This is a genomic window from Desulfosporosinus youngiae DSM 17734 (genome assembly GCF_000244895.1).
Lineage (GTDB): Bacteria > Bacillota > Desulfitobacteriia > Desulfitobacteriales > Desulfitobacteriaceae > Desulfosporosinus > Desulfosporosinus youngiae.
Genome location: NZ_CM001441.1, coordinates 2,988,438 through 3,005,401 on the forward strand (window position 1 = coordinate 2,988,438; position 16,964 = coordinate 3,005,401).

A 16,964-nucleotide genomic window follows, 5' to 3' on the forward strand; every position below is an offset into this window, starting at 1 on the left:
AGAAAGCGCATGAGGCGAACGACTTTCGCCGTCCGCCTCATACATAAGCTTTGTTCATAAAATGTTCCTATAAACGCTACGCTTATGAATCAATAGTTTTTATCCGCGTAACCTACCCAGCCGCCTTCTTTAACAAGCGTCTTGTCAAACTCGCCGACGTTGAAATCAATCTCTTCTGATTGGTCTGTAGAAACGACGATAATCTTATCGTTTTCAATGTCAATAGTTAGCGAAGTATCTTTCCCCGCGTAGTTCTCAAAAAGATAGTCGATCTTTTCTGTTGGCAATTCTATGGCGAACATACCGCAATTGTACATATTCTGTCTGAATATTCTCGCGAAGCTTTCAGCTATCACTACGTTGATTCCATTGACTTCTAACGCCCAGGGAGCATGCTCTCTGGAAGAACCACAACCAAAATTAGCTCTTGTCACAAGCACAGCTTTACCCTTTATATCGTCTTTATTGTTAAAATCCGGTCAGAGACAAATCCTCCAATAAATAAGGTTTCAAAGCTTCTTTGGTGATTTCAGTAAGATACTTGGCCGGAATGATTTCATCGGTATTAATATCACTTCTATCTAAGAATAAGACGTTTCCGCTAAATTCTTTCATTTTTGCCTCCGATACTTACACTTTATACAATTCTGAATTAGCTATTTTCCCTTCAATCGCTGAAGCTGCTGCAGTAGCCGGACTCATCAGATGAACGGTACCGCCCTTTCCCATTCTGCCATTAAAATTGCGGTTTGTCGTAGAAGCACAGGTTTCACCATCAGCAAGAACCCCGTTACTCATGCCGAGACAAGCTCCGCAGGTTGGGTTGGTAACGCAAAAACCAGCATTCTGGAAAATCTCAATGAGGCCTTCTTTTAAGGCCATGGAATAAATATCCGGGGTTGCAGGGCTGACAATAGCACGCAGGTCATCACTGATTTTTTTGTCCTTAAGGATGCTTGCAGCAATTCTCAGATCTTCTATGCGGCCATTGGTACAGCTTCCAATATAAACCTGATCAATTTCTGTACCCGCCATTTCATGGACGGTTTTAACCTGGTCAGGTTTGAACCCGAACGTAACCATTGGTTCTAAATTCGTAACATCATATTCATAGACTTTTTCATAGGAAGCATCCGCATCCGAAACCCATTTTGAGTATTCTTTCAAAGCGTCTTCTTTTGTGTTAAATTCGTCTTTAATGAATTCCCACAGGTATTCCACGGTTGTCATATCCGGGTAGCATATACCACAAGTACCTCCAGCTTCAATGGCCATATTGCATAAGGTCATACGGGATTCCATTGACATGGCATCGACCACCGGTCCGGTAAACTCTATGACCATGTTTGTGGCACCATTTACAGTCAGTTCTTTAATAATGAAAAGGATCAGGTCTTTGGCATAAACGCCCGGTTTTAAGGCACCATTAAGCACCATTTTAATGGTTTTCGGGAAATGGAAGGCACATACACCCTTAAGTATCCCTACTTCAAGGTCAGTGGTTCCAACCCCTGCAGCAAACGCTCCAAACGCTCCATGGGTACATGTATGGGAATCCCCCATGATCACTGTATAACCCGGTCTTACGAATCCTTTTTCCGGGAAAATCGCATGACAAACGCCATTTCTTCCAACGTCAAAAAAGTCCTTGATACCATGTCTTTTAGCCCAATCCCGCAGTATTTTTCCCTGTTCGGCAGTTTTGGAATCTTTGGCAGGTGTTACATGGTCTATGACAGCTTTGATTTTCGTAGGATCAAAGACTCTGTCCATTCCCCTTGCCATAAGATCCGTGATGGCAATCGGGGTGGTAATTTCATGACAGAAAACCCTATCCAATTTTAAAACATGCGTATCAGGAAACGGCATATTTACCCTGTGAGCATCAAATAGTTTCTCAGCTATTGTTTTTCCCATTGTATTCTCCCTTATAGTTGATTATTGAATTTCAAAATCTGTACTGATTATTTCAAGCTCTCTATCGTTCTATTGTATAACAAATTCTTGTAAGATAAAAGAAAATTTTTCACTCTAAGTATACTTCATTTTGAGTTGTTTCTTATCAAGCTTACCTAAAGGTGTATAAGGCATATAATCAACGAAGATTATGTCTTTTGGCAACTGGAATCTTGCTACCCTGGAGCGCAGCCATTCTACTAGTTCTTCTTTGGTAATATCAGTGTTATTGATTGGAAGTACATAGGCCATTAACCGTTGCCCAAAAACTTCATCATTAATTCCGATAACGGCTGCATCTTCTACTTGAGGGTGATTTATTAACACTTGCTCTATTTCAAGCGTATAAACATTTTCACCGGCCGAAACAACCATATCATCCATTCGTCCGCATAAATAATAATAACCTTTATGATCCCGGTAACCCAAATCCCCTGTTTCGATCCAGGAACTACTGCTATTTCTCATTGACCATCTATTTTTAATGCACAATTGACCTACGCGGCCAATGCTTACTTCATTTTTATTAGAGTCTAATAGTTTTAAATGAACACCGGCTATTCGTTTGCCTACCGTTTTTGCCGAATAAATTAAATCCTGCGGCGTTGCTATAGTACTCAAACCAGCTTCAGAGGTGCCGTATAAATTATACAATACTTCTCCTAATGCATTAAAAATATCACTTGTCAGCTTGGGATTGAGTTCAGCACCCCCAGAAACAATACAGGTAAGGGACTTTAAATCTTCCGCATTGTATTTTAACATTTTATGAATCATTAATGGTACGACGATTGCCACTTGAACATTGTGCTCCCAAATTAGACAACACGCCTTTTCTGCTTCAAATCCATTACTGATCACCACTTTTTTACCTAATGCCGTAAATAATAATAACATAGCTGCCCCATAACCATGATAAATCGGAGTAGCAATATAAATAGTACTATGATTTATAAGATTGAGTCTGGTCAGTACGGTTAAAAATGGATTTAAATAATTGAGCAGTGATGGTTTATGGGCGGCTGTTTTGGGATTTCCTGTCGTACCACCTGTCAGTATTACAATTTTGCTCGATGAAGACCTTGGTATTTTTTGATTTTCATTCACTCTTGTATCAAGCAAAGTATTGATTGCCGGCAAATGATAATGGTAACTCAGAATCATTCCTTTACTGTAAGATGACTGTTCAATTAAAGAAGTCAATTCAAAATCATAGATCAGAAAGTCAAACTGATAGTGATCGACTAAGCTATTAAACTGACTTCTGCTCATTTCCGCATTGAGCAGATAGATATCTGCTCCTAACTGAGAAACTGCAAAAATTGATTTAACTAAAGAAGCATGGTTTTTACATAACAGTCCTACCTTTTGACCGCTTTGAAGTTGGTAGTTCTTTTTTAAAATCCTTGAAAGCTTTTCTGACTGTGATAATAATTGGGCAAAACTTAATGTTTCATTCTCATCCACTAACACAGTTTTATTAGCATATGCCTTTTCCGCAAAACGCAGCAGAGACATTAGGTTCACTCCATACTTTAGAATTGCGAAAATCAGGCTGTACACTCCTAAAGGCGAAAGTAATCTCATTTTGAATAAAGCATAGAGGATTTTAACCATTATTTTTATCGTTTCTCCTCTTTCTTAAAATAGCCGGAGTTGATAATTCCCAGATTCCTCTGAATATAATTGATGCAAACTGTCCGAAGATTAACCACCATGGCCGGTACTTCCGGCTTTTTGTATACATTGCTTTGCAAATGATTCTTCCCACATGATCCGGACTCATGGCCGGAAGTTTCTGATAAGCCGGTGTCGGAAGAATCATGCGTGTTTTTACAAGAGGAAGATAGATCGTTGTGGTTGATATACCCATGGCATTCAACTCTGGCGCTGCAGATCGAAACCATGTATCAAAAGCAGTTTTTGATGCCTGATAAGCAGCCCAATAAGGGAAGGGTATTAACAAAACATTTATGGTTGATATGTTGATAACATGTCCTTGATTTTTCTCCAGAAGGGGAATGACTGACAATAGCAATTGAACCGGTGCCAAATAATTGATGGCCATCGTTCGAGTAACATCGTGATAGCGATCTAATGAATTGTTAAGAGATCGCCTGATTGATATACCCGCGTTGCTTACTAGAAAATCTATACCACCAGGCAGTTTATGAATAAAGGTTAAAAGTTCCTGAATCTCTTCTGAATTTCTAAGGTCTGCCTGGAAAACACTTACTTTGGCTGCTTTCCCTTCAATCTCTTTTTTCATTGTTAAAAGCTTTTCCTCTGTTCTGGCTACTAAAATCAAATGAATATTCAGATCTGCCAGCTGATAAGCTAATTTTTCTCCAATCCCAAAGCTCGCTCCGGTGATAAGAATTGTCTTTCCTTGAAGCTCAGACCTAAGTTTCTTTTCGTTCAAATAAACTGGCGGAAACAAAAAATTTTGCCAAACTAAACTTATACATAACAACTCCTTTTTTGTTCTAATAGTCATATTATTAAACTATTCAAACCGATGCATCTTTCTTCAAATTCAACTTTTTAAACAACAGCCTGCCTAAATCAAACAGCATTATGGCAATCGTCATAGCAATTGCATTTCGCAAGAGTGAATCCCCTTCAAACCAGTTCCATAATTCATCTAAGAAATAGGTTAGTCCTAAAAGTATAAGGAAAAACCTTAAATACCCTAAAATCGAACTTAATAGTCCATTCACATTACTAATGTCTCCCTTCAACCTATCTATTCCAACCCCCTATAACAAAGCAAAGAGGACCTTTGCATACTCCGCCCGCTAAAGCTCCTTGCTCTGCAATATCCTATTATAATCCCTCTCTCGTTTCTTCATATTTTCTTAATGGATAATGAACTGTATGCTTGACTAAGCTTAGCTTTAAAAGTACACGGAAGATATAATTATCTTCCGTGTACACTTTTTGTGTAATTATTTTATTTCCAATCCTGTTCATCTTAGCCTAATTACCATCGTCCCTTTTTAAGCCCAGAGTTCTCAAGCTATTTAAGAAATTGATTCTTGGTTTTTGTCAGCGGCCTGTTCGTCCACGTGATAAACAGGTTCAGGCTCCCTGGTCAACTGTTTCACCAGTTTTTCCAGGTCGATGCCGGACACACTTTTCAGCATTTCCGGAGCAGTTGCCATGAGCGAGGTAACATAATTGCTCACCCTGGCAGCTCCTTCCCCGTTGCCGGTGTCTACAACCGTTAGCTTATCTATGGATTTCAAGGGGTCGGCAATCTTTCCGGCAAGTTCAGGCAGCATTTTGACAATGATGTCCAGTACAGCCGCCTGCCCGAATTTTTCGAAAGCCTCGGCCAGTTTCTCCTTGGCCTCCGCTTCAGCTAAACCTTTAAGCCTTACAACCTCAGCCTCGGCAGTCCCTTTGGCCTTTTCAGCCTCCGCGATAGCCAGACCTTCAAGACGTTTTTGTTCGGCGTTGGCCTTGGCTTCAGCCTCAATCCTATATTTGAGGGCATCAGCTTCCCGCATTCGTTTAGCTTTATCAGCTTCGGCAGCCTGTTCAACGGCATACCTGTCAGCGTCCGCTTTTTTCTTAACTTCAGCGTCATACTGTTTCTCGCGGCGCAATATTTCTTTTCCTTCAATTTCTATTTCTTTTTCTTTCCTGACGAGAGAAACTTTCATTTGCTCTTCAGTAACCTGCTGCTGCGAACGCGCCTCTTGAATATGGTAGGCTTGGTCAGCCTCAGCCTTAGCGGTATCCTGATCCTTTTTATAGGAGGCCACTTTAAGTTCCTTTTCCTTGGTTGCCTCGGCGATGCTTGTATCTCTGAGCAGCTCAGCTTTCTGACCCTCTTCAGCAGCTTTAGCTTTTTGAATCCGGGCATCACGAACAGCTTCCGCTTCGGCAACTTCAGCATCCCTCTTTACAGCTGCGATCCTCGGTTTACCGAGAGCTTCAAGATAGCCGTTTTTGTCGCGGATATCTTTGATCGTAAAGGATACGATTTGCAAGCCCATTTTCTTCAAGTCCTTGGCCGCAACTCCCTGAACCTCCTGAGCGAATTTATCCCTGTTGCGGTAGACTTCCTCAACGGTCATCATCCCCAGGATTGCCCGCAGGTGTCCCTCAAGAACTTCCTGAGCTTCCAACCGCAGGGCATCGGTAGGTTTGCTCAGAAATTGCTCAGCCGCTGTTGCCACATCTTCGACGGAACCGCCGATTTTGATGATTGCCACCCCGTCCGCCATTACCGGAACACCTTGTTCCGTATATACTTCCGGCGTGGTCACATCAAGTTTGTGTGATAGTAACGATACAAATTCCGCTTGCTGAAAAATCGGCAGGATGAAGGCACCTCCGCCGCGAATGATTTTAATCTTACGGCCTGATTCGTCAGTATGAACATTCTTGCCGCCCAGGTAGGATCCGGTGACAATCATGGCCTTATCCGGTCCTACCGTCTTATACCTGGCCCAAAAAGCCAAGCCAAGAACAATGATGACTCCCAGCACTGTCATAGGAATCACCATGACATCCATTACTAAATTACCCATTAATAGTTCCCCTCCTTATAATTCATAACGGAAAACATAGAGTACGCCGTCTCTTGTTTCCCCAACCACGACCTTTACCCCAGCCGGAATCTCTGCCTGCTCAAGAGTCGCGGCAATCTGATTTGTGTTGCTGGCTCCAACTTTAAGGAGCACCTCTCCATAACCTCCAACCGGAATTGGAACCGTAACCTCACCGATTTTGCCGACTAGATCTTTAATTGAAAAACCGGAGGAATTCTCACTGTTTTTCATAGGTTTCACATACGAAAAATAAACCAATATTGAAACTGCTGCGGAAATCATTACCGAAATCATGGCTACCGGGATAGGTTCCAGAAATGTATATTGATTAAGCATTATCCCGGAGCCTCCAAAGACGGTGATTCCTCCAACCAGAATCATTGGCTGCAGAAAGTCAAGATGATCCATGGAGAGGGAGTCGAAGAATCCGCCGAATATATCTCCTAAGATATCCCCGAATACGACGGTAACCACAGCAAAAAGCACTCCGCCAATTAAACATGTCCAGTAAAACTCAAGCACGACCAGCTCCCTCCTCCGAACTATCTATTCTGCCGGCCAGCCAGCGTTACTCTTTGCTAAACATAAGGCCCTCCTTTAGGGCAGCTAATTCCTTTTCTATGTCATTTTCATGATTCAATGATTCCAGTTCCTGATCAAGGCTTCTGCTCTTCAAGCCCCCGGCCACCTGAGCCTCGGCTTCCATACGCAGTACTTTATCTTCCATTCTGTCAAAATTCTGCCGGGTACTGTCCTTGCCAAATCCGCTCACAGCTCCGTAGATTTCTTTTTGTGCTTTGGCAGACTGTACTCTTGCTATCAGAGTATCCCGTTTCAGACGTAATTTGTCGTATTCAATCTTCATTTCTTTCAACTCTGATTTAAGCTGTTCGGCCATCGCCTGGCCGTTCTCGTACTGAAGACGATAGTTCTCAGCCTTGGCCTTATTTACGTTCTTGTCTTCTAAAGCTTTACGGGCTAAGTCTTCACGTTCCTTTTTCAAGGCTTCAACAGCTTGAGCCTCACGTTTCTCAACCATAGCCAGGGCGTCATCCAATTGGGCCTTGAATTTCCAAGTCACAGCCAGCTGTCTTGCTACAGAGCCCTCAGCATCGGAGATATCCTCTTCCATATCCCGCAGGTATTGATCAAGCATCTTCTCCGGGTCCTCTGCCTTATCTAACAGTGAGTTAAGATTAGCCCTGATATTGTCGCTGAACCTCTTAAATAAACCCATAAACAGACTCTCCTCCTTTACTAAATTAAGCTATAACAGTAAGTATTAGTTGCCTACTGTTCAGAAACCATTATTTGAAGAACCATGGTTTATGATCGAAAATAGGGTGCGTTTAACCACATGGATCTGCCGGCATAAAGAACTATGCCTTTCAAAATACTCACCGCATCCTCGAACTAGACCTTTTAGGCGGAGGTAAACTCTGTAATTAAACTATTTACTCCTTAAATACAAGATAATTCCTTCCTTGTTAAATAGTTTCCACGTTAAACCTACATTTCCTGCCAAGAATCGAAAATAAAAATCCTGAATAGAAAAATAAGACCGTTTTATAACGATCTTACCCATTCATGCACATCATATACCCAAATTTTTGGCTTTACGAGTCAATCTATCGAATGGCTCTTTGATTTAACCTTATAACGACTCCCAGGTCCTCTAAACCGATGATCGGTTGTTTTGTCCTGAGTATTGATTAATACATCCTCAATCTCAATTTCAGCATAGTCTCCCTCGGGGGTTTTAATACACTGGCAGCAGCTATCACATTGTTTAGCCGGATCTAAATCACAAACATCACATTCACCGCATTCAGTACAGACACGCTCCTCTAAAACACAGGGCTCTCCAAAGTTATTCAATCTTAAAATCCTCCATCAGATAATTCCTGAGTAAATTCAGGCAGGCTAAAAAATTCCCGGACTTAAAATAAGGGACCTGGGGTCTTTGACCAAACCTTTCAGAGCTGCTTCCGAACGCTGCTCAGCCCAAGCGTTATCCAGCAATTTAATAGTGTCTCCGTAGCGCTGCTTGCTTCCCAATAAGACTAACAATAGATCCCCGTCAGGCCGTGAGACATAAGAAACAAGACACTGTCCTGCTTCGGTTGTCGTCCCCGTTTTTAAGCCCCGGTCTCCCGGATAAGCAGTGAGAAGACGATTAGTATTATACAGATCAGCTTCACGCAGCATCCCTTGGGCATCCTTCCATTGGACATGAGCGCTGGCTAATTTCACATACTCCATCAGTTCCTCATTCTTGAGAAATTGAACAGCAATCTTACTCAGATCATTGGCCGTAGTGTATTGATCAAGGTCGGGCATTCCATGGGGAGTTGTAAAATTTGTAGTTTGGCACCCCAGAGCAGCGGCATATTCGTTCATTTTCTGAGCAAACGCCGGAATTGAACCACTGATTTTTACTGCCAAAGCGGCTGCGGCATCATTGGAACTGTTGACATATAGGGCGGTAAATAACTCATGGACTGATATTTTATCCCCTGGTCTCAGTCCGAGGCGAGACCCTTCGACATTTACCTCCGAACCAACTTGGATGATATCCGTCTTCTTCAAGGTCTCTGAGGCTATAAGTCCCGTGATGAGTTTTAAGGTACTGGCAGGGGCGCGCTGAATATCAGCATTATGAGATTGCAGGATTTCATTGGTTTGAGGGCTGATCATTACATAGCTTAGATCTTGGGTTGAAAGTGTTGAAAGATTTACCTGGGAAGAGTCTGATTTTGATGATTCGGGTTTTGTTTCAGCAATGGCTGATTTTAAAAGAAAGCTGGTGTCTGCTGTGCTCAAATAGCGAAATCCTGCCAGCAATAGAATAACCGTCATCATTAACATTGTTATTCTCATAGTTTTAGATTTCGCCCTTGAAAAATCTTGGTTTGGTTTTTTCACGATAATCCCTCTTTTGCGACAAGTAAACAACGACATTATAACCCAATTTCATCAATCCAGGCAAGTTTCCCCCCACATTTGCCAAACCGTTAAAAACGGATAGGGATTAATCCATTGCCCGTTGGGCAGTTCAATACCAAGATGAAGATGATCAGGAGTTGTCAGAGCATCACCGGTATGTCCCATTCCTCCTATAAATTCTCCCGCTTCAATTCGTTTACCTTTAACAAGTTCCGGCGCGATGTATTGCAGGTGAGCATAATAATAATAATTTCCATCGTCTCCACGAACCCCGACACGTTCACCCCCTAATCGGTTCCAGCCCAGTTGTTCGATAATACCTCCGCAGATATTAATGATAGGGGTACCTTCTTTGCCGAAAATATCCGTTCCTTCATGTCTTCGGGCCCCGCCTTCCCGATCTGCCCCAAAACTATCGTCATACCAAAATTTCCCTGAGACTGGGAAGTGATAGATGTTTGGTTGAAAATAGGTAAACTTTTTTAGAATATCATGACGGCGCAGCAAGACTTTAACCGTACCCTTCGGCAATAAACCCCACTCCAGCTTTGAGAAAGCAACATTGTCTTTCAGCTGTTTGACAAGGGCTTGAGCCTCATTATCTGAGAGTGTGGAACGAATTGCCAACAGATCCTCATAAGGGATTGAAGAAGTGCCTTTTTCCTCTATACATTGTTTGACCAGGGTTGGAGTTATTGAATTAAGATAGGGATAGACATCTGGAGCTATGTTTGGCGGGCGGTGAAGAACCTGCCATAAAATTACCCCCAATAATATGAGCAGGCTAAGCTGAACGAAGCTTAAAAGACGTTTCATAGGAATTTTCATGGTTTTCTCCTCTCTCACTTAAAGAAATAACCACTTTTCACGAACATTTGTTTGCACTTTGAGGCAATGGGTGGTACAATATTCCTGAAAAGATGGGGGGTTGTTCTATGTACCCGGATTTATCACAGCGGCAAACAAAGATTTTGGAATTTATAAAAGCTCAAATACGAAAAAAGGGATATCCTCCTGCCGTTCGGGAAATTGGCGAAGCTGTCGGGTTGCTGTCCAGCTCTACTGTGCATGGCCACCTCCAGACGCTGGAAGACAAAGGATATATCCGACGGGATCCCACGAAGCCAAGAGCTATCGAGATCTTAGATAGTTCCAGTGAAACACCCGAAATTCAGAAAGTTGTTCAGGTCCCTATCGTAGGGCATGTTACTGCCGGCCAGCCTATTACGGCAATCGAGAACATCGAGGGTTCCTTTCCCCTTTCGGCTGATTTTGTCCGCCAGGACAACATGTTCATGCTTCGTGTGCAAGGAGAGAGTATGATTGAAGCCGGAATTTTAGATGGAGATTATATCATAGTCCGTCAGCAGAACGAGGCTCGAAACGGTGAAATTGTTGTCGCCTTAATTGGTGATGAAGCTACCGTCAAACGTTTTTTTAAAGAAAGAACACTTATTCGGCTTCAGCCGGAGAATTCGGCTATGGAACCAATTTACTCTCAAGATGTTTCAATCTTAGGCAAGGTTGTCGGTGTTTTCCGCACACTCTAATACCTTAGGTCTGCTTATTAACAAAGATATGCACTGGAAGAACAAGTTAAGATTATAATTAATCTGTTCGAGAAAAAAGAATTGCGCTAAAAAGCCGGTGTGCCTTTTTTAAAAAGGCACACCGGCTTTTAGCCTGAACTTAACCGAGTGAAATCTTGCAATTCTGTTTGTCCTGAAAACGTTCCAAACCCAGCGATATTAAACGGTCAATCAATTCCTTATAGGGAATCCCTGTGGCTTCCCACATCTTAGGATACATTGAGATTTCCGTAAAACCAGGTAAGGTATTAATCTCATTAAGGATAATCTCATTTTCTGCGGTTACAAAAAAGTCAACCCGGCTCAAGCCATTAGCTTCCACAGCCTGAAAGGCTTCAACAGCCATAACCTGTAGTTTTTTTACAACCGATTCATCCAAAACCGCTGGAATCAAAAGACTTGAGCCGATATCCGAATACTTTGCTTCATAGGTATAGAACTCTTCTGCCGGTAAGATTTCTCCGGGGACAGATGCCATAGGTGTGTCATTTCCCAGCACGGAAAGTTCGATTTCGCGGCCGATGATGGTTTCTTCTATGACAAGTTTACGATCAAAGACGGACGCCGTCTTCAGGGCGTCTAACAGCTCTTCACGATGGTGAGCTTTGGATATACCCACACTAGACCCCAGGTTAGCAGGCTTCACAAAGCAGGGATAACCGATCGTTTCTTCAATCCGATTAAGACATGTCTCCATACTGCCAAGGACTTCTGAGCGCAGGAGAGTAACATAACGAGCCAAAGGCAGATGTTTCTCCAAAAAGACCGCTTTCATCCGATCTTTATCCATACCAAGTGAGGAACCTAATACTCCTGATCCAACATAAGGAGCATTGGCCATCTCTAATAATCCCTGGAGAGTGCCGTCTTCTCCATAAGGACCATGAAGAACGGGAAAAATAATATCAAAGGTTCCCTGGTTGGGAAGAGAATGTCCGTCCAGGGAGATAAAATGCGGGTTTGTAGGGTCGATAACCAGAGTTACCTGAATAGCCTCATCAGGCTTAGGGAACCCATTCTTAATAAGCTCCTCCGGTAAAACCCCCCAAAACCACTGTCCCTGTTTACTGATTCCGATGGTTTCTACATTGTAACGGTTTCGGTCTATTGCTTTGTAAATCGAGTGTGCTGAATTCAAGGAAACCTCATGTTCACCTGAGCGACCGCCAAAGAGAAGAACCACTTTTAGTTTATGATCATCCACACTGCCCCACCCTCTCAATTAAGTAATGATAGTAATTTGTATGTGCGTCATTGATAAAGTATATGCTTAAAAAAGCAAAAAGCTCCCGCCTAACGGGCAAGAGCTCCGATTTGATCAATCGGCCAATAACGGAAAAGAGTTCTTCCTGTAATATTTTCCACGGGCAGGAATCCCCATTCTCTGGAATCGGCACTGTTGTTGCGATTATCACCCATGACAAATACATAATCGTTGGGAACAACCGTCATGCTGAAATCGTTCATGGTTGTTTCAAACAGATAAGGTTCATACAGAGGCTGGCCGTTTACATAGGTTTTATTATTTTTTATTTCAACTGTATCCCCGGCTAAGCCCACGACACGTTTAATATAGTCATCTGTCGCATGAGCACTGGGCGGCGGATGAAAAACAATAATATCTCCGGGACTAATATGATCAAACCGTTTGAAGAAAAACTTGTCCACAATGACCCGGTCTTCAAGCTGAATCGTCGGAAGCATCGAACCTGTCGGAATTTTACGTGCTTCAATAACATAGGTGCGCAAAACCCAGGAAAGCGCAAAGGCTATAAGGACGATTTCTATGAGTTCTATTAAAAAACGAACTGAACTTTTTGGTTTCTCCGAACTTTCCATAAATGCACCTCTTTCTATCCATTATAGTAACATAAATTTCAGGAAGTTTAAAATCTGATCCGGAAACTCATGAGCTGAGGAGCCCTTTTTGCCACAAATTCAGGGCCGCTAAGATGTTGCCCATCTGAACATAAGTACAGGATATGCCCCCTTGCTGATAGACAATATAGGGTTCCCGGAGGGGTCCATCCGCAGAGAATTCACTGGTTGAACCTTGGATAAAGGTTCCGCCGGCCATAATGATTTCATCTTCATATCCGGGCATTCCGGATGGAACAGGCAAAACATGAGAATCGATGGGCGATCCTTTTTGGAGTCCCTGACAGAAGGCGATCATTTTTTCCCGTGAACCGAGTTTAACAGCCTGAATAAGGTCCGTTCTGGGCGTTTCCGGTTCGGGATGTACTTCAAATCCCAGAGCCCGCCAAAAGGCTGCCGAAAAAACAGCCCCTTTAATCGATTCAGCAACCGTTAAAGGGCTGAAGAATAGTCCTTGATAAAAAAGGCGCTGCCATTCCAGGGTTGCCCCCATATGTCCGCCAACTCCCGGGGCCGTTAAGCGCTGAGCGCTGAGCTCAATTAAATCAGAACGCCCGGCCACATATCCCCCCGTTGGGGCCAGACTGCCTCCTAAATTTTTAATCAGTGATCCGGCCATTAAATCCACGCCGATATCACCTGGCTCCAGGGCTTCGACCAATTCACCATAACAGTTATCGACAAAGATAAGCAGATGGGGATAGTTCTCTCTGACAAAATCCACCAGTTCCTTTAACTGACGGATCATCAGAGCATTTCTCCAGGCATAGCCCCGTGAACGCTGAACCAGCAGCATTCGGGTTTTATCGGTAATGTTCTCTTTAATAAGGGCATATTGCAATTTGCCCTCGGAGTCCAAGGGAACTGTAGCATGGGATATGCCAAAATCCATTAGACTCCCCTGTCCTTTTCCCCTCAGACCGATGACTTCTTCCAGGGTATCATAAGGGGTCCCGCTAACCGAGAGGACATGGTCTCCCGGCCGCAGAACGCCAAATAAGGCAGCCGCTATAGCATGGGTACCTGAAACGAACTGACCACGGACCAGCGCTGCTTCTGTGCCTAAGATACGAGCAGCTACCCGATCCAGGACTTCACGCCCGGAATCTCCCAACCCATATCCGGTCGTTCCCTGTAAATGATAGGCTGATACACGTTCTTCTTGAAAGGCATTCAGAACCTTTTCGTGATTTTTCTGAGTGATTTCTTGTAAGGCAGGTAATTGAGCAAAGAGTGCTTCGTCTGCTTCAGCTGCTGCCTTGCTGATCAGCTTTGGCCATTTTGGATTGGAATACAAACAACATCCTCCTAAATATAGAAACTTAAATCGATGACTAACTCAGTAACGAACCAAGGATCTTCCATACCGGTTTCAGAGTATCTCCACGTTTAAGGGATATCTTGACCGGGTAAGGAAGGTATCCGGCCAACTCATTCAGATCATCTTCATTCCTGATTTTATCAACCTTATTAAGCAAGGTCAGCATAGGTTTATCGGCACATTCCAGCTGGTTCAGAACCTCTTGAACGGTTTCCGCGTGTTGGAATGCTTGGGGATGACTTGCATCAATAACATGAATCAAAACATCGGCTTGCCGAACCTCTTCTAATGTCGCTATGAAAGCGCGGAGAAGCTGGGTCGGTAATTTCCGGATAAATCCCACGGTATCACTTAAGAGAATTTCTAAAGAAGGGTCTATTCTAATGCCTCGCACAAGGGGGTCCAAGGTAGCAAATAATTTATTTTCACCGGCGGGTAAGTCAGACCGGCCGCCGGTTTGTTCCATGGCCTTCTTCATAAACGTGGTTTTTCCGGTATTGGTATACCCTACTAAAGCGACCATCGGAAGTCCGCTTCTGGTTCTTTGCCGGCGTTGTACGTCACGGTGTTTTAAGACGAGCTTCAACTCTTTTTCCAGTTGGTTTATACGATCACGCATTCTTCTTCGATCCAGTTCCAGCTTCGTTTCTCCGGGTCCGCGTGTGCCTACTCCTCCGCCTAAACGAGAAAGAGCTTGTCCCTGTCCGGTCAAATAGGGCAAGAGATGTTTCAACTGCGCCAATTCGACTTGAAGTTTTCCTTCCCGGGACTGAGCGCGCTGAGCAAAGATGTCCAGGATCAATCCCGTCCGGTCAAGCACCTTCAGTCCGGTTTCCGTCTCTAAGGTTCGCAGTTGAGTGGGAGATAATTCATCATCACAGATCAACACGTCAGCGTCTGTTTCCTGCAGACGATGAACCAGTTCTTCCAGTTTCCCGCTTCCAAAATAACTGCGTGACTGGCCATAACGACGGAGCTGGACCAGTTGACCAACCACATCCACGCCTGCTGTCCGGGCCAGTTCACGCAGTTCCAGCAAATCGTCATTGGTTTCTTGTTCATTGTCTACCAAAGCGATCAGGAAAGCTTGTTCCTTTCCTTGAGCGGTCTTGGTTTTAGGCCTTTCCGGTATACTCCGGGAAAGGCAGGCCAGACTTTCCGTATAATCAAACTCAATCCAGTTTTGGGGACTCAGGTTAACGATCAATGGTTCCCCTTCTCCCGCCCGATAGGCTATCTGTATCCCGGTAAGCTTGCCCTCGCCAACTCCGAGGGAGGTCATGCTTTCAAGCTGAAGGGATGCTAAAGCACTATGATCTAAGGGACTCAGCCGGTAGTTTCCGTTCGGATGCGTATGGATACAGCGCAGATGTTTCCCCAGAGCTCTTCCCTTAATTGGGGGAAGAGTAACCGCGGCATGACGGCCGACCGCAGCCGCCAGCAGCGTACCGGAACGGGACAGATATACGGCAATTTCCCGATTCCAGAGCTGAGTCAGGCGGATAAGCTCTTTAAGAATTTCAGGATGGATTAGCTCGGAACGTTCAGTTTTGAGGTCCGATAAATTTTTAAGTTCTTGTAACTGACTTGCCCGTATCCCGGACAAGTCCCCCGAAATATCCATAATCATACAATACCTCGAATTCAACGGATTATTAGTTATCAGCCTATAGAGAGCCTGAGTCAGAGATTTTCCAAGTTGATATCTTCAGGCAGAATCCGGATAAGTTCTTCCCGGCTGGAGCTTGGCTTTTGAAACAAACGAACTGCCTGTTTTCGTATGGTCTTTTCCACGAGGTTCCGTACAAGCCGCGCATTACCGGCATAACGATGAGAACTTAGCAGACTATGCAGGTGAAAACGGAGGGCATCCTCAGCTTCCTGGGTTAATTCATATTGCCGGGTTTTAAACATCAATTTTCCGATAGCTAACAATTCGTTGAGTGTGTAATCCGGGAAATCGATATGTATCGGGAAGCGTGAACGAAGTCCCGGATTGGTTTGCAAAAACCAGTCCATTTCCTGACTATACCCCGCTAAGATTAAGACGAGATTGTCTTTATTGTCTTCCATAGATTTGACTAGGGCATCAATGGCTTCCTTGCCAAAATCCTTTTCTCCTCCCCGCGCTAAGGAATAGGCCTCATCGATAAACAGGACTCCGCCTAAAGCCTTCTTGATCTGATCGCGGGTCTTCTGGGCGGTATGACCGATATATTCACCGACAAGGTCGGCACGCTCACATTCGATGATATGACCTTTTTGCAGAACACCCATTTCTTTAAACAGTCGCCCGACCAAGCGTGCCACTGTTGTCTTGCCCGTGCCGGGGTTCCCTTTAAAAATCATATGGAGAACAAGGGGCTCAGCGATCAGCTTCTCCTGAGTTCTTCGCTTCTGAATTTCCACGAAGGCCTGCAGATCCCGGATAAGACGCTTCACTATGACCAGGCCAATATAGGACTCTAATTCAGCGAGGATTTCCGCAATTCTGTCCCTGTCTTTATCCCTATCTTTATCCTTGTCTCTCTCCTTGTCCATGGAAGAGGAGTTAGTTTTACGCGCGCGCCCAATCCCCGGTTTTTCCGGCGCAGGAGTAAGCTGCTGTTCAGTTTTGGGGGGCAAAGGAGTCTTGATAACCGGGGGAAATTGATTGTCCGGTCCAAACATTATTTTAATGGTCATATGTACAGGCACCTCCCATCCTTATTA

Annotated in this window: 18 protein-coding genes; 1 reads left to right on the forward strand and 17 read right to left on the reverse strand. The window is 43.9% G+C overall.

Annotated elements, in window-relative coordinates:
* Positions 1-89: 89 nt before the first annotated feature.
* From DESYODRAFT_RS13835 to DESYODRAFT_RS13885, 12 genes are all read right to left on the reverse strand, one after another.
* Positions 90-434 (reverse strand): 3-isopropylmalate dehydratase small subunit, encoded by a 345-nt coding sequence (locus DESYODRAFT_RS13835; protein WP_242833462.1) that lies wholly within the window; start codon positions 432-434, stop codon positions 90-92.
* Between the two features lie 34 nt (positions 435-468).
* Positions 469-615, reverse strand: a complete 147-nt coding sequence (locus tag DESYODRAFT_RS30075; protein ID WP_242833463.1) for a hypothetical protein — start codon at positions 613-615, stop codon at positions 469-471.
* Positions 616-630: 15 nt separating this feature from the next.
* The gene (locus DESYODRAFT_RS13840) at positions 631-1,917 is read right to left on the reverse strand and encodes a 3-isopropylmalate dehydratase large subunit (RefSeq protein WP_007784068.1); all 1,287 of its coding nucleotides are present in this window, start codon (positions 1,915-1,917) and stop codon (positions 631-633) included.
* 114 nt (positions 1,918-2,031) lie between these two features.
* The gene (locus DESYODRAFT_RS13845) at positions 2,032-3,474 is read right to left on the reverse strand and encodes an AMP-binding protein (RefSeq protein WP_242833464.1); all 1,443 of its coding nucleotides are present in this window, start codon (positions 3,472-3,474) and stop codon (positions 2,032-2,034) included.
* Positions 3,475-3,565: 91 nt separating this feature from the next.
* Positions 3,566-4,396, reverse strand: a complete 831-nt coding sequence (locus tag DESYODRAFT_RS13850) for an SDR family NAD(P)-dependent oxidoreductase (protein WP_242833465.1) — start codon at positions 4,394-4,396, stop codon at positions 3,566-3,568.
* 70 nt (positions 4,397-4,466) lie between these two features.
* Complete coding sequence (locus DESYODRAFT_RS13855) at positions 4,467-4,676, reverse strand: hypothetical protein (RefSeq protein ID WP_007784071.1); 210 nt, start codon at positions 4,674-4,676, stop codon at positions 4,467-4,469.
* 303 nt (positions 4,677-4,979) lie between these two features.
* Entirely contained in the window at positions 4,980-6,497 is a 1,518-nt protein-coding gene (gene floT / locus DESYODRAFT_RS13860) for a flotillin lipid rafts scaffold protein FloT (RefSeq protein ID WP_007784073.1), read from the reverse strand.
* Between the two features lie 15 nt (positions 6,498-6,512).
* A complete protein-coding gene (locus DESYODRAFT_RS13865) occupies positions 6,513-7,040 on the reverse strand; it encodes an NfeD family membrane protein (protein ID WP_007784074.1) in 528 nt (175 codons plus the stop codon).
* Positions 7,041-7,086: 46 nt separating this feature from the next.
* The gene (locus DESYODRAFT_RS13870) at positions 7,087-7,755 is read right to left on the reverse strand and encodes a PspA/IM30 family protein (RefSeq protein ID WP_007784075.1); all 669 of its coding nucleotides are present in this window, start codon (positions 7,753-7,755) and stop codon (positions 7,087-7,089) included.
* Positions 7,756-8,141: 386 nt separating this feature from the next.
* A complete protein-coding gene (locus DESYODRAFT_RS13875) occupies positions 8,142-8,396 on the reverse strand; it encodes a hypothetical protein (protein ID WP_007784076.1) in 255 nt (84 codons plus the stop codon).
* Positions 8,397-8,441: 45 nt separating this feature from the next.
* A complete protein-coding gene (locus DESYODRAFT_RS13880; RefSeq protein WP_007784077.1) occupies positions 8,442-9,443 on the reverse strand; it encodes a D-alanyl-D-alanine carboxypeptidase family protein in 1,002 nt (333 codons plus the stop codon).
* A gap of 51 nt (positions 9,444-9,494) precedes the next feature.
* Positions 9,495-10,292, reverse strand: a complete 798-nt coding sequence (locus DESYODRAFT_RS13885; protein ID WP_007784078.1) for a M23 family metallopeptidase — start codon at positions 10,290-10,292, stop codon at positions 9,495-9,497.
* A 107-nt stretch (positions 10,293-10,399) separates the two neighbouring features.
* Between DESYODRAFT_RS13885 and lexA the strand changes: the two genes are divergently transcribed.
* A complete protein-coding gene (gene lexA / locus DESYODRAFT_RS13890; RefSeq protein WP_007784079.1) occupies positions 10,400-11,014 on the forward strand; it encodes a transcriptional repressor LexA in 615 nt (204 codons plus the stop codon).
* A 139-nt stretch (positions 11,015-11,153) separates the two neighbouring features.
* Here the strand turns inward: lexA and DESYODRAFT_RS13895 are convergent, their stop codons facing one another.
* From DESYODRAFT_RS13895 to DESYODRAFT_RS13915, 5 genes are all read right to left on the reverse strand, one after another.
* Positions 11,154-12,257, reverse strand: coding sequence for a D-alanine--D-alanine ligase family protein (locus DESYODRAFT_RS13895; protein ID WP_007784080.1), 1,104 nt, complete (start codon positions 12,255-12,257; stop codon positions 11,154-11,156).
* Positions 12,258-12,346: 89 nt separating this feature from the next.
* Complete coding sequence (gene lepB / locus DESYODRAFT_RS13900; RefSeq protein WP_007784081.1) at positions 12,347-12,892, reverse strand: signal peptidase I; 546 nt, start codon at positions 12,890-12,892, stop codon at positions 12,347-12,349.
* A gap of 67 nt (positions 12,893-12,959) precedes the next feature.
* Positions 12,960-14,228 (reverse strand): methionine gamma-lyase family protein, encoded by a 1,269-nt coding sequence (locus DESYODRAFT_RS13905; protein WP_007784082.1) that lies wholly within the window; start codon positions 14,226-14,228, stop codon positions 12,960-12,962.
* Positions 14,229-14,265: 37 nt separating this feature from the next.
* Positions 14,266-15,876, reverse strand: a complete 1,611-nt coding sequence (gene hflX / locus DESYODRAFT_RS13910; RefSeq protein ID WP_042339728.1) for a GTPase HflX — start codon at positions 15,874-15,876, stop codon at positions 14,266-14,268.
* A 59-nt stretch (positions 15,877-15,935) separates the two neighbouring features.
* Complete coding sequence (locus DESYODRAFT_RS13915) at positions 15,936-16,937, reverse strand: AAA family ATPase (protein WP_007784084.1); 1,002 nt, start codon at positions 16,935-16,937, stop codon at positions 15,936-15,938.
* Positions 16,938-16,964: the final 27 nt, after the last annotated feature.

Excerpts from the sequence above, each read along its gene's own strand:
- DESYODRAFT_RS30075 (WP_242833463.1), bottom strand. The coding sequence starts at position 615 with ATGAAAGAATTTAGCGGAAACGTCTTATTCTTAGATAGAAGTGATATT.
- DESYODRAFT_RS13840 (WP_007784068.1), bottom strand. The coding sequence starts at position 1,917 with ATGGGAAAAACAATAGCTGAGAAACTATTTGATGCTCACAGGGTAAAT.
- DESYODRAFT_RS13845 (WP_242833464.1), bottom strand. The coding sequence starts at position 3,474 with ATGTCTCTGCTGCGTTTTGCGGAAAAGGCATATGCTAATAAAACTGTG.
- floT (WP_007784073.1), bottom strand. The coding sequence starts at position 6,497 with ATGGGTAATTTAGTAATGGATGTCATGGTGATTCCTATGACAGTGCTG.
- DESYODRAFT_RS13870 (WP_007784075.1), bottom strand. The coding sequence starts at position 7,755 with ATGGGTTTATTTAAGAGGTTCAGCGACAATATCAGGGCTAATCTTAAC.
- DESYODRAFT_RS13885 (WP_007784078.1), bottom strand. The coding sequence starts at position 10,292 with ATGAAAATTCCTATGAAACGTCTTTTAAGCTTCGTTCAGCTTAGCCTG.
- lexA (WP_007784079.1), top strand. The coding sequence starts at position 10,400 with ATGTACCCGGATTTATCACAGCGGCAAACAAAGATTTTGGAATTTATA.
- lepB (WP_007784081.1), bottom strand. The coding sequence starts at position 12,892 with ATGGAAAGTTCGGAGAAACCAAAAAGTTCAGTTCGTTTTTTAATAGAA.
- hflX (WP_042339728.1), bottom strand. The coding sequence starts at position 15,876 with ATGGATATTTCGGGGGACTTGTCCGGGATACGGGCAAGTCAGTTACAA.
- DESYODRAFT_RS13915 (WP_007784084.1), bottom strand. The coding sequence starts at position 16,937 with ATGACCATTAAAATAATGTTTGGACCGGACAATCAATTTCCCCCGGTT.